Annotated in this window: 12 protein-coding genes; 7 read left to right on the forward strand and 5 right to left on the reverse strand. The window is 66.6% G+C overall.

Annotated elements, in window-relative coordinates:
- Positions 1-31 precede the first annotated feature (31 nt).
- Positions 32-664: a uracil phosphoribosyltransferase gene (gene upp / locus VER16_RS15680; RefSeq protein WP_324809631.1), complete on the reverse strand. Its 633-nt coding sequence runs from the start codon at positions 662-664 to the stop codon at positions 32-34.
- A gap of 155 nt (positions 665-819) precedes the next feature.
- Here upp and VER16_RS15685 point away from each other — a divergent pair, with 155 nt between their 5' ends.
- From VER16_RS15685 to VER16_RS15700, 4 genes are read left to right on the forward strand one after another with little or no spacing between them, the layout of a single operon-like run.
- Positions 820-3,396, forward strand: coding sequence for a TonB-dependent receptor (locus VER16_RS15685; RefSeq protein ID WP_324809632.1), 2,577 nt, complete (start codon positions 820-822; stop codon positions 3,394-3,396).
- On the forward strand, positions 3,396-4,511 hold the full coding sequence (locus VER16_RS15690) for a phytase (protein WP_324809633.1): 1,116 nt from the start codon (positions 3,396-3,398) through the stop codon (positions 4,509-4,511). The genes VER16_RS15685 and VER16_RS15690 overlap by 1 nt, the downstream gene beginning before the upstream one ends.
- 11 nt (positions 4,512-4,522) lie before the next feature.
- A complete protein-coding gene (locus tag VER16_RS15695) occupies positions 4,523-5,872 on the forward strand; it encodes a metallophosphoesterase family protein (RefSeq protein WP_324809706.1) in 1,350 nt (449 codons plus the stop codon).
- A gap of 11 nt (positions 5,873-5,883) precedes the next feature.
- On the forward strand, positions 5,884-6,498 hold the full coding sequence (locus VER16_RS15700; RefSeq protein ID WP_324809634.1) for an inorganic diphosphatase: 615 nt from the start codon (positions 5,884-5,886) through the stop codon (positions 6,496-6,498).
- 19 nt (positions 6,499-6,517) lie between these two features.
- Here VER16_RS15700 and VER16_RS15705 read toward each other — a convergent pair whose 3' ends face one another.
- A complete protein-coding gene (locus tag VER16_RS15705; protein ID WP_324809635.1) occupies positions 6,518-7,102 on the reverse strand; it encodes a hypothetical protein in 585 nt (194 codons plus the stop codon).
- Between the two features lie 108 nt (positions 7,103-7,210).
- Between VER16_RS15705 and VER16_RS15710 the strand changes: the two genes are divergently transcribed.
- Together VER16_RS15710 and VER16_RS15715 are read left to right on the forward strand one after the other, a co-directional pair.
- On the forward strand, positions 7,211-8,626 hold the full coding sequence (locus VER16_RS15710) for a deoxyribodipyrimidine photo-lyase (protein ID WP_324809636.1): 1,416 nt from the start codon (positions 7,211-7,213) through the stop codon (positions 8,624-8,626).
- Positions 8,627-8,764: 138 nt separating this feature from the next.
- Positions 8,765-9,460, forward strand: a complete 696-nt coding sequence (locus VER16_RS15715; protein ID WP_324809637.1) for an OmpA family protein — start codon at positions 8,765-8,767, stop codon at positions 9,458-9,460.
- Between the two features lie 9 nt (positions 9,461-9,469).
- On the opposite strand, the gene VER16_RS15720 is transcribed toward VER16_RS15715, so the two are convergent.
- A complete protein-coding gene (locus VER16_RS15720; RefSeq protein WP_324809638.1) occupies positions 9,470-9,706 on the reverse strand; it encodes a hypothetical protein in 237 nt (78 codons plus the stop codon).
- Positions 9,707-9,988: 282 nt separating this feature from the next.
- Entirely contained in the window at positions 9,989-10,714 is a 726-nt protein-coding gene (locus tag VER16_RS15725) for an SDR family oxidoreductase (RefSeq protein WP_324809639.1), read from the reverse strand.
- 119 nt (positions 10,715-10,833) lie between these two features.
- Between VER16_RS15725 and VER16_RS15730 the strand changes: the two genes are divergently transcribed.
- Positions 10,834-11,724 (forward strand): LysR family transcriptional regulator, encoded by an 891-nt coding sequence (locus tag VER16_RS15730; protein ID WP_324809640.1) that lies wholly within the window; start codon positions 10,834-10,836, stop codon positions 11,722-11,724.
- Positions 11,725-11,792: 68 nt separating this feature from the next.
- On the opposite strand, the gene VER16_RS15735 is transcribed toward VER16_RS15730, so the two are convergent.
- Positions 11,793-12,821: a LysR family transcriptional regulator gene (locus VER16_RS15735; protein ID WP_079221531.1), complete on the reverse strand. Its 1,029-nt coding sequence runs from the start codon at positions 12,819-12,821 to the stop codon at positions 11,793-11,795.
- Positions 12,822-12,915 lie beyond the last annotated feature (94 nt).

Consider the following 12,915-nt stretch of genomic DNA (forward strand, 5'->3'; position numbering starts at 1 on the left):
CCGACCCCAGAGTCAGATCCCTTCAACCGGATCACACCACGCGCGTACCGAAAATGCGGTCGCCGGCATCGCCCAGGCCCGGCAGGATGTAGCCCTTGTCGTTGAGCTGGGCATCGATGGCGGCCGTGTAGATCTCCACGTCCGGGTGCGCGGCCTTGACCGCCTCGATGCCTTCCGGTGCGGCGACCAGGAAGGTGCCCTTGATGCGGCGCGCGCCCGCGCGCTTGAGCATGTCGATGGTGGCGATCAAGGTGCCGCCGGTGGCCAGCATCGGGTCCAGGATCAGCGCATCGCGCTCCTCCAGGCGGCCGGTCAGGCGCTCGAAGTAGGGCACCGGCTGCAGGGTTTCCTCATCGCGCTGCAGGCCGACCACGCTCACCCGTGCGGCCGGGATCAGCGACAGCACGCCGCTGAGCATGCCCAGGCCGGCACGCAGGATCGGCACCACGGTGATCTTGGCGCCAGCGATGCGCTGCACGGTCACCGGGCCGGCCCAGCCGGGGAGAGTATGCGGTTCGGTTTCCAGGTCGGCGGTGGCCTCGTAGGCCAGCAGCGTGCCCAGTTCGTTGGCCAGCTCGCGGAAATCCTTGGTGCTGAGCGCAGCGTTGCGCATCAGGCCGATCTTGTGCTGCACCAGCGGGTGGCGCACTTCGACGATCTTCATGGTCGGGAAGGGGGAATGGAGAGAGGCCCCCATTTTGCCGGATCGGCGCTGCGATGCCCACGTCGGTTTCGCCGGATATGCCGAGAGGTGTCACGGCCATGCAACCTTCCGGACATACCGTGCAGACCCATTCTTAACAGGAATGGGGAACTCCCGTGCACATCAAGACTCCGCTGGCCGTGGCCATCACCGTGACCCTGGCGCTGGGGGCCGCAGCACCGCTGCAGGCCGCCGGGCAGCAGGCCCTGGCCGCCACCGGCGCGGTTGCCGCCGATGCGGTCGATCTGGACCGCATTGAAGTGCGCGCCCAGCTCGAATCGCAGATCCGCGCGGTTGATCTGAAGCGCAGCAGCGACGCCATCGAAGACGCGGTGTCCTCCGATGCCCTGGGCCAGTACCCGGACAAGAACGTGGCCGAGTCGCTGCAGCGCCTGCCGGGCATCAGCGTGACCCGTGACCAGGGCGAAGGCCGCTTCGTGGTCATCCGTGGCCTGGATGCCAACCTCAACAGCGTCAGCATCGATGGCATCGCCGTGGGTACCCCGGAAGATTCCAGCCGCGCCGCGCCGCTGGACGTCATCCCTTCCGACTCGACCGAGCGCCTGCGTGTGGTCAAGTCGCCGACCCCGGACATGCCCGGTGATGCCATCGGTGGCGCGGTGCTGGTCGAATCGGCCTCGGCCTTCGACCGCGACGGCCGCAGCCTGCGCGGCAAGATCGAAGCCAGCCACCAGCAGCTGTCCGGCGAGACCAGCCCCAAGGCCTCGTTCAACTACAGCGAAGTATTCGCCGATACCTTCGGCATCGCGCTGGGCGTGAACTACCAGAACCGCAAGTTCGAGTCGGACAACACCGAAGTGGAGTACGACAATCTTGACGGTGACATCGAAGCCGCGGACGTGAAGCCCGGTGAGGTCACCGCGATCAATCTGCAGAACCGCAAGTACGAGATCGAGCGCAAGCGCATCGGTGCCAACCTCAACATGGACTGGCGCCCGAACGAGGACAGCACGTACTACCTGCGCACGCTGTACAGCCAGTTCGACGATGCCGAAACGCGCCAGCGCGTGATCTACAACTTCGATGACGCCGACATGGTGGCCACCGGCACCGACCAGTACCGCCTGGACGACCTGCCGTCGGATGCGATCCAGAAGCGCATGCGTTACCGCACCAAGAAGGAAAACACCTTTGCTGCCAGCCTGGGCGGCGAGAACAAGCTGACCAACGCAGTGGTGGACTACAGGATCGGATACACCCGTACCGAAGAGCGCGTCAACGACGAAATGGAAGCGCGCTTCGAGCTGGATGCCGATGACATGTCCGGCACCCTGGACCAGCGCAGCCGCCTGCCGACCTATACGCTCAGCAGCAACGACTGGATGGACAACGCGAACTACGCCTTCGATCGCTTCGTGCTTTCGCCCAAGCAGGTCAATGATGAAGAGCGCAGCGCGCAGGTCAACGTGCGTTTCGATGGTGACAACAGCAGCATCAAGTTCGGCCTGCTGGGCCGCTGGCGCGACCGTGACGTCAATGTGGACGAGGTCGAGCTGCGCCGTGGCCCGGACATCGATCTGACCAGCTGGACCGCGGCCGATCCGGAACACCGCCATGGCCTGATGGGGCAGGGCATGAGTTCGGCAGCCATGCGCGCCTACTGGGCGCAGAACGGCAGCCGCTACAGCGCCCGCCCGCAGGATGTCGCCGGCAACGCCGCGACTTCGCTGGAAGAGGACTACACCGCCAGCGAAGACATCTTCGCCAGCTATGCGATGGGCACCTGGGACATCGGTGCGCTGCGCATCATCGGCGGCGTGCGCGTGGAGAACACCCGCTTCAAGGCTACCGGCAACAGCGTCGAACTGGACGATGATGACGGCTACACCGTCAGCCCGGTGCAGGCCAACCGCAGCTACACCAACGTGCTGCCGGGCCTGCACCTGCGCTACGACGCGGCCGACGACTGGGTGCTGCGCGCCTCGGCCAACAAGACGGTCTCGCGTCCGTCCTTCGGTGACATCTCGCCGCGCCGCGCGCTGAACGCCGGTGACGAAGAGCTGCGCCTGGGCAATCCGCAGCTGGATCCCTACGAGTCGAAGAACATCGACCTGTCGGTGGAGAAGTACATCGGCACCACCGGCATCGTCTCGCTGGGCCTGTTCCACAAGTCCATCGATGGCTACATCGTGGAGACCGTGAGCCAGAATGACCCGGCTTACGATGGCCTCGACGTGACCCGCCCGATCAATGGCCGCAAGGCCACCGTGCGTGGCGCCGAGTTCAACTGGCAGCAGCAGCTGGCGTTCCTGCCGGGCGCGCTGGACGGCCTGCTGGTTGGCGCCAGTGGCACCTGGCTGGACACCGAGTTCGATGCCGGCATTGATGGCCGCGAGGGCGAAGACTTCATGCTGCCGCGTGCCTCCAAGCACGTGTACAGCGCGCACATCGGCTATGAGAAGTACGGCCTGAGCACCCGCCTGGCCGCGGTCTACCGCAGCGAATACCTGGACACCGTCGGTGCCGGCCGCGCGTTCGACATCTACGTCGCGCCCAACACCCAGCTCGACTTCTCGCTGGACTACAAGTTCACCCCGCGCATCAGCATGTACTTCGAAGCGCAGAACCTGCTGGACAAGCCGCTGGAGCTGTACCAGGGCACCCGTTCGCGCACCCTGCAGATGGAAGAGTACGGCCGCACCTACGCCATCGGCCTGAAGGTGGCCCTGTGATGGCGCGTGGCATGACCCTGCTGGCAGCCGCGATGACTGCCTGCCTCGCCGCCGGCTGCACGCCGGCGGCCGCTCCGGCCGGCGCCGATGCCGCCGCGAAGGCCCCGGCCGCTACGGCACGTTCGGTAGCAACCATCGCCGAGGCGTTCCTCAGCCCGATGACGCCGGAGGACAACATCGATTCTCCGGCCGCCTGGAAGGCGCCGGATGGCAAAACCTGGTTGATCGCCACCGCCAAGGCCACCGACAAGCTGGTGGTGTATGACGGCAGCACCGGCCAGCACCTGCGCGATGTCGGCACCGCCGGTACTGCGCTGGGCCAGTTCGACCGCCCCAACGGCATCTCGATCACCGACGACCTGCTGTGGATCGTCGAGCGTGACAACCACCGCGTGCAGGTGTTCGCGCTGCCCGATTTCACCCCGCTGGCGGTGTTCGGCGCCGACAACCTGCGCAAGCCCTATGGCCTGTGGGTCGACCGCCGCGCCGATGGCTACAGCGTCTACGTCACCGATTCCTGGGACAACGGCGAGGACGCACAGGGCAAGGACATCCTGCCGCCGCTGGCCGAGCTGGACAAGCGCGTGCGCCAGTACCACGTCACCCGCGATGGCGCCAAGGTTGAAGCGACCCTGGCCGCCAGCATCGGTGACACCAGCGAAGCCGGCGCACTGCGCGTGGTCGAGTCGATCTGGGGTGATCCGGCCAACGACCGCCTGCTGATCGCCGAGGAAGACGAAACCTACGCCAGCGAGTTCAAGGTCTACACGCTGGCCGGTCGTTTCACCGGCACCACGTTCGGTCGCGATGTGTTCCAGGCACAGGCCGAAGGCGTGATGCTGCGCACCTGCGGCAAGGACGGCTGGTGGATCACCACCGAGCAGGGCAAGCAGCGCAGCGTCTTCCACCTGTTCGACCGCCATACTCTGAAGCCAGTCGGTGCCTTCCAGGGCAATACCGTGGCCAACACCGATGGCATCTGGATGATGCAGCAGCCGAGCCCGCGCTTCCCGCACGGGGCGCTGTATGCCGTGCATGACGACCAGGGCGTGGTGGCCTTCGACTGGGAAGCCATCGCCAAGCAGCTGTCGCTGCCGCTGGAGTGTGGCGCATGAGCCGTCGTTGCATGAGCGCACTCGCGCTGGGCCTGCTGCTGGCGGTTCCCGCGCTGGGCTTCGCCGCCGCCGAACCGAACACCCAGGTGCCGGTGGGCAGCCGTCACTACGCGGCCACCACCGTGCCGGACCGCATCGTCGCCTCGCCGTCGGTCGATCCCAGCCAGGGCTTCGCCGTGGCCTGGCGTACCGATGGCAGCGTGCAGGCGCCGCTGCTGGAAATCGCCCTGGCCGGTGATTCGCCGGCCATCGAGGGCATCCGCCAGGTGCGCGCGAAGACCCAGCAGCTGCAGACCGAGAACGGTATGTCGCACCACCATCGCGCCGAGGTTGATGGGCTGAAGCCGGACACCCTGTACGTGTACCGCGTGCAGGGCAATGGCAGCTGGAGTGCCTGGAACCAGCTGCGTACGCTGGGCAAGGCCGGGCAGCCGCTGACCCTGCTGTACTTCGGTGATACCCAGAACAAGAACCTCAGCCATGTCAGTCGCGTGGTGCGTGCCGCGCAGAAGACCGCACCGGAGGCACGCATGAGCCTGTTCGCCGGTGACCTGGTCAGTGGCGGCGACGGCGCCGATGACAGCGAATGGGGCGAGTGGTTCGCCGCCACCAGCTGGCTGGCGCAAGAAACGCTGGTGGCCCCGGCCATCGGCAACCATGAGTACTTCGAAGAGTTCGAGGACACCCCGCAGGAACGCCGCGTGCTGGGCAGGCACTGGCCGGTGACGTTCGCGCTGCCGGGCAATGGTGCCGCAGCGGCTGCCAGCAGCACCTACTGGTTCGATGTGCAGGACGTACGCGTGGCCGTGCTCGACGGCACCTCCGCACTCGACCTGGGCACCGCCCAGGCGCAGGCGCAGTGGCTGGACAAGGTGCTGGCCAACAACCCGCACCCGTGGACCATCGTGCTGCTGCACCAGCCGTTCTATTCGCCGCGCGAAGGCCGCGAGAACGCTGCGCTGCGTGACGTGCTGCTGCCGGTCGTGCGCCGCCACAACGTCGACCTGGTGCTGCAGGGCCACGACCACACCTACGGCCGCCGCGGCGAAGGCGAGGCCGCCACGCCGCAGTACGTGGTGACGGTGGCCGGGCCGAAGCAGTACCGCCTGTCCGACGAGGCACGCCGGACCATGGATCCGGTGGCCGAGGATACCCAGCTGTTCCAGGTGCTGAAGATCGATCCGCAGCACCTGCGCTACGAAGCACGCACCGTCACCGGCCGGTTGTACGATGCCTTCGAGCTGCGCCGCGACGCTGCAGGTACCAAGCAGCGCGTGGAACTGCGCGAAGACCGCATCGCCCCGCGTGACTGCCCGCGTGCGCAGACCGCAAAGGGCCGGGCGGACCGTTGCTGGGAATGAGGAGTGACCGCATGAACACAACGCGACGCATCGCCCCGCTGGCCGCCCTTGGCGCAGCCCTGTTGCTGGTCGCCGGTGCCGTGACCGCCGCCGACAGCGTGCTGCATCCGTTCCTGGCCGCGCAGCCGAAGCAGGCCCCGGCCGAAGTGAACCTGGCGGTGGAGATCCCGGCCGGCAGCTTCACCAAGTACGAGATCAAGGAAGATGGTCTCGTACACGTGGACCGCTTCCAGTCGATGCCGGTGGCCTATCCGGCCAACTACGGCTCGATGCCGCGCACGCTGGCCGGTGACAACGATCCGCTGGATGCGCTGGTGCTGACCCGCGAACCGCTGCATCCGGGCGTGATCGTGCGCTTCCGCCCGATCGGTTATCTGAAGATGATCGATGGCGGCGAGCACGACGAGAAGGTCATCGGCGTGCCCGCCGACAAGGTCGACCCGACCTACGCCAACATCCGCGACCTGTCCGATCTGCCTGAGATCGAACGGCAGCGCATCGAGGCGTTCTTCCGGGTCTACAAGGACCTGCCGGCCGGCCGCAACCCGGTGCAGCTCAATGGCTGGGGCAATGCCGCCGAAGCCCGTGCGCTGATCAGCGAGGCGATGAAGCGCTTCGAAAAGTAGATCCACGCCATGCGTGGATTCACCCCTGCAACGTCTCGATGAACGACTCGGCCTGCAGGCGGTCGCCCAGCACCTGGGCCACCGCCTGAACGGCCGCTTCCTGGTGCTCGGCGCGGATGCCGCCATCGTCGTCATCGTTGTAGAGATCATCGCCGGCTTGCAGATACACCGTGCCGGCCGCGGCGAGGGCTGCCATAAGAGTCGGCAGGTCGTCGACGAACGTATCGGCCTCCCAGCTTCCGCAGCCATGCCGTGCGAACAGAACACGGCCATCGTCCATGTCGAGGATGAAGGGATCGGCGCCGAGGTCGGCCACGACCAGCCAGTTGGCGGGCCAGTCTTCGATCGGCTCGCCGTCCACGCCATTCCAGCGATACCCCGCCTGGTAGCTCCATAGACGCTGCAGTGGCGGCACCCATACCTCAAGCCCGGGAAAAGTGATGCCGGCATGGCCGACCTTGGCGTTGATCTCGCGCCCCAGCGGCCCGACCTGCGCGTAGAAGCGGGCCAGCACCGGCGGCAGCGGGAACGGGCCCTGCCAGTCCTGTTCGTGCTGGGCCTGCAGGGGGCCGAAATGGGCGAAGGCAGCGTGCAGGTCATCCATGCGGGGTTGTTCCGGTGACGGACCCGGCAGCCTAGCAGACGGACCCGCGTGCAATGCCTTCACCGTGGCTGGCTATCATGTGCGCCATCCAGAACGAAGGCGATGCACGTGTCGGTAGCGTTGGTGTGGTTCCGCCGCGATCTGCGGCTGCAGGACAATCCGGCCCTGCAGGCCGCGCTCGATGCCGGCCATGACGTGGTTCCGGTCTATATCCATGCGCCGCAGGAAGAGGGCGAGTGGACGCCCGGCGCGGCGTCGGATGCCTGGCGCCATCGCTCGTTGGCCGCACTCGATGGCGACCTGCGCGCACGCGGTTCGGCGCTGGTGCTGCGCAGCGGCGAGAGCCTGGCCACGTTGCAGGCACTGATCGAGGAAACCGGCGCCGAGGCGGTGTACTGGAACCGCAAGTACGAGCCGGCCACCCAGCCGCGCGACGCCACCATCAAGCGCACGCTGCGCGAGCAGGGCATCGACGCGCAGAGCTGCAACGGCAGCCTGTTGTTCGAGCCCTGGGACATCGAGACCCAGCAGGGGCAGCCGTACAAGGTGTTCACCCCGTACTGGCGCAACGTGCTCAGCCACTGGCGCCTGCCCGCGCTGCAGACCGCGCCGGAGAAACTGCCGGAGCACAAGGTCCAGAGCCTCGCGCTGGAAGAGCTGCAGCTGGCGCCGACGCTGGACTGGGACACCGGCTTCTGGGAGCACTGGCAACCGGGCGAAGCCGGTGCGCTGGAGGCCCTGTCGGTGTTCGAGGATGGCGCCCTGCGCGGCTATCGCGAGCAACGCGACCTGCCGGACCGGGTAGGCACCTCGCGGATGTCGCCGCACCTGCATTTCGGAGAGATCGCGCCGTGGCGCATCGCGCACGCGCTGGAAGGCCTGCGCAGCGCCGGCACCGATGCCGACATCGACGGCTACCTGCGCCAGCTCGGTTGGCGAGATTTCGCCTATCACCTGCTGCACCACTTCCCGAAGACGCCCAACGAGAACCTCAATCCGCGCTTCGATCGCTTCCCCTGGGCCAATCCCAGCGCTGCGCAGCTGCAGGACTGGCAGCGCGGCAACACCGGCGTGCCGATCGTCGATGCCGGCCTCCGCGAGCTGTGGCACACCGGCTACATGCACAACCGGGTGCGTATGATCGTCGCCAGCTACCTGTGCAAGCACCTGCGCGCGCACTGGTTGCATGGCGCGCGCTGGTTCTGGGACACGCTGGTCGATGCCGACCTGGCCAACAACACCATGGGCTGGCAGTGGGTGGCCGGTACCGGCGCCGACGCAGCGCCGTATTTCCGGGTGTTCAATCCGGTCACCCAGGCCGAGAAGTTCGATCCACAGGCGCGCTACATCACGCGCTGGGTGCCGGAACTGGCTTCGCTGCCGGTGAAGGCGCGCTTTGCGCCCTGGCAGCATCCGCTGCTGCTGGCCGACAAGGCCCCCGGCTATCCACGCACGCCGCTGGTGGACCTGGCGGCAGGCCGCGATGCCGCCCTGGCGGCTTACCGGAGCACAGGCGGGGAGTAAAGGTGGGGAATGAAGGCCGGCTCAGAAAGCTGAATGCAGCACGTCCGGCCTTCACATCCATCATCCCGGCATCGCGCCGGGCTGTATATCCTCCGGATCGTTCGCACGCCGCACTGGCCGGCATCCAAGGAGACCACCATGATCCGCAACACCACCCGCAACGTCGCTTTGGCCCTGATGACTGCCGCCGCGCTGACGGCGTGCGCCACCGGCGGCTCCTATGTGCAGAGTGACCAGTACGGCAACCCGACCGAGCAGCAGAACCGCACCGGTCGCGGCGCCCTGATCGGTACCGCCGTGGGCGTGGCCGCCGGCCTGCTGACCGGCAACAGCGCCACCGAACGCCGCCAGCACGCGCTGATCGGCGCGGGCATCGGCGCACTCAGCGGCGCGGCGATCGGCAACTACCAGGACCGCCAGGAGCGCGCGCTGCGTGAGCGCACCGCCAACACCGGCATTGATGTGCAGCGCCAGGGCGACAACATCACCCTGAACCTGCCGGACGGCATCACCTTCGATTTCGGCAAGTCGGCGCTGAAGCCGCAGTTCTACAGCTCGCTCAATGGTGTTGCCAGCACCTTGAACGAATACAACCAGACCATGATTGAAGTGGTGGGCCACACCGACAGCATCGGCAGCGATGCGGTGAACAACCGCCTGTCGAAGGAACGTGCTGATTCAGTGGCGCAGTACCTGGTGGGCCAGGGCGTGCAGCAGGTACGCATCGAGACCTTGGGTGCCGGCAAGGCCTACCCGATTGCCGACAACAGCACCGACGCCGGCCGCGCGCAGAACCGCCGCGTGGAGATTCGTGTGATTCCGCTGAAGCAATAACGCGCAGCGTCATGGTTCCGGCGAAGCCGAAACAGAGATGCCGCCCTTGCGGGCGGCATTTTTTTTAGGTGCCGAGCCTTGCGCGACACACGGTGAAGCCGTCCGCCGCATGTCCTGCTCCTGGTAGGTGCCGACCTTGGTCGGTACGCTCTGGCCTTGGTCGAGTCGAGCCATGCTCGACTGCTTTGCATTTGGGTAGGTGCCGACCTTGGTGGGCACGCTCTGGCCTTTGTAGAGTCGAGCCATGCTCGACTGCTTTGCGTTTGGGTAGGTGCCGACCTTGGTCGGCACGCTCTGGCCTTTATAGCTTTCAGGCAGTCGAGCATGGCTCGACTCTACAAAGAGCGGTCGAGCAAGCTCGACCCCTACCAGGGCGCAGAGCGGTCGAGCAAGCTCGACCCCTGCCAGGGCGCGGAGCGGTCGAGCAAGCTCGCCCCCTACCAGGGCGCGGAGCGGTTGAGCAAGCTCGACCCCTACCAGGGCGCGGAGCGGTCGAGCAAGCTCGACCCCTACCAGAGCAGCGGCACGTCACCCCGCCGCCGTCGGCCGCACCACGATCTCGTTCACGTCCACATCGCCCGGCTGCTCGATCGCAAACGCCACCGCCCGGCCAATCGCATCCGGCTGCAGTGCGATCGCGCGGTACTGCACCATCGCCTCGGCGGCGATGGGGTCGGTGATGGTGTCCGCCAGCTCGCTTTCCACAACACCTGGATGGATGCAGGTCACCCGCAGTTCGCGGTGTTCCTGGCGCAGGCCCTCGGAAATCGCGCGCACCGCGTATTTGGTCGCGCAGTACACCGCTGCGGTCGGCACTACCGACAACGCGCCGATCGAGGCGATATTGATGATCTGCCCCTGGCCACGCGACTGCATGTGCGGCAGCACGGCGGCGATGCCGTGCAGCACGCCGCGGATGTTGACGTCGATCATCCGGTCCCACTCGTCCACCTTCAGCGAGGCCATCGGCGAGAGCGGCATGACGCCGGCGTTGTTGACGATCACATCAATGCTGCCGAATTCGGCGAGCGCTGCGGCAGCAAACGCTTCGACCTGCGCGCGCTGGGTCACGTCCAGCGCCTGCACCAGCACCTGCGCCCCTTGCCCGCGCAGTTCGTCGGCCAGTGCCTGCAGGCGGTCCAGGCGACGTGCGCCGAGCACGAGGCGTGCGCCCGGCTGGGCCAGCGTGCGGGCAATGCCGGCGCCGATACCGCTGGACGCGCCGGTGATGAGGATGGTTCGGGAAAGGCTCATGGCAGGACTCCTGGGGGGATTGGAAAGGTCGCTTCGGACCTGGTATCGCCACGGTAGATCGCCCGCGTTGTCGCGATAAGATGGCGATTGCCGATCAGCCTGTTAAGGACTGCTAACCAATGTCTGTTGATCTCAATGCCCTTGCCGTGTTCCAGCGGGTGGCCGAGTACCGCAGCTTCACCGGTGCGGCCGACCAGCTGGGCGTGACCCGTTCGGCGGTGAGCCAGACGATCAGCAAGCTGGAACAGGCGCTGGGCATCGCCCTGGTCCTGCGCACCACGCGCAGCGTCAATCTGACAGATGCCGGGCAGGCGCTGCTGGCGTCGGTGCGCCCGGCGCTGGCCGAGCTGGATACTGCACTGGAGGCCACCCAACGGCGCCAGGCTGCGGTGTCTGGACAGCTGCGGCTCGCCGTTTCTTCCATTGCCGAAGCCTTCCTCGCCGGACCGTTGCTGGCCAGCTTCGCGGCAAAGCATCCCGCGCTGCAGCTGGACATCACGGTGAGCGATGAGGAATTCGACATCGTCGGCGCGGGCTTCGATGCCGGTGTGCGCCTGGGCGAAGTCATCGCCCAGGACATGGTTGCCGTGCCCGTATCGGCGCGGCAGCGGCAACTGGTGGTGTGCGCGCCGTCGTACCGCGACCAGCACACGCTGCCCGCGCATCCACGCGATCTGGCCGGGCATCGCTGCATCGGCTGGCGCAGTGCGCCGGGCAAGGCGCCGTATCGCTGGGAATTCGAGGAGCGCGGCCGCGAGTTCAGTGTTGATGTAAAGCCGGAGATCACCAGCAACGACATGGGCGTGATGGCGCGGCTGGCGGTGGCCGGCGCAGGCATTGCCATTGGCATGGAAGAGACCTGGCGGCCGTGGCTGCAACGCGGTGAACTGGTGTCACTGCTGGAGCCGTATTGCCCGCGTTTCGCGGGCTTTTTCCTGTACTACCCGAGCCGCCGCCAGGCCGAGCCGAAGCTGCGTGCGCTGGTCGAGCATGTGCTCTCCGACCTGTAGAGGCGAGCCATGCTCGACTCTACAAAAGCAGTCGAGCAGTAGATCCACGCCACGCGTGGATGCGTCGATCACGCCGCCGCAGTGACCTTTTCGAGGATGCGCTTGCCGCTGCTTTCCAGCGCCGCGTCTTCCTTCTCCTGCTGCTGCCGTGCCAGCTTTGCCGCCGGGCACTGCGCCAGCATGTAGTTGGCATCGAAGTTGAGCTTCTCCACCAGGAAATCGACGAAGGCACGCACCTTCGGCGAGACCAGGCGGCCGCCGGCGAACACGGCGTTGAAGTCCACTTCCGGACCGGTCCAGCCGGCCAGCACGCGGCGCACCATGCCCGATTCGACAAACGGCTTGGCCATCACGTCGCCGGTCAGCAGCAGGCCTTCGCCGCACACCAGCGCGCCGTTCAAGGCAGACATGTCGTTGGCGGTCATCAGCGGCGTCACCGGGAAATCGCGCAGCTCGCCACCGTTCTCGCCCAGCTGCCAGGTGAAGCGCGGCGAATTGCCGGTGTGGTACGGCTTGCGCATGGCCAGGATCCGGTGGAACTGCAGTTCTTCCGGATGCAGCGGCTCGCCGTAGCGTTCGATATAGGCCGGGCTGGCGAACACCTGCGTGCGCAGGCTGCCGAGCTTGCGCGCCACCAGGTTGGAATCGGGCAGGGCGCCCACGCGCAGCGCGAGATCGGCTTCGCCTGCGATCAGGTCCAGCTTTTCGTTGCCCAGGTGCATGTCCAGGCGGATTTCCGGGTATTGCGCATGGAACTGGCCCAGCAGCGGCGCGATCCAGGTGATGCCGATGGAGTAGGGCACGGTGAAGCGCAGCCAGCCACGCGGGCCGGACTGCAGTTGGCTCACCGCGCTTTCGGCTTCTTCCAGTTCGCGTGCAATGCGCTGGCAATGCTCGTGGTAGATCGAACCGGCTTCGGTCAGGCCGAGGCGGCGCGTGGTCCGATGCAGCAGGCGCGCACCCAGGCGCGTTTCCAGCTCCTGCACTTTGCGGCTGACCGTGGTCTTGGGCAGGCCGAGCGACTTGGCAGCGGCAATGAAGCTGCCTTGCTCGACCACCTTGACGAAGATCAGCGTCTCGTTGAGATCGTGGGACATGGTCGGGATCCTGGACGGCGGGGATGGGACAATCGTGACAGATCGATTGGACCGGGGACGGGATGATTATTCCCCTTAATCCGGACTAATCAAG

It is taken from the genome of Stenotrophomonas sp., assembly GCF_035634915.1.
GTDB lineage: Bacteria > Pseudomonadota > Gammaproteobacteria > Xanthomonadales > Xanthomonadaceae > Stenotrophomonas.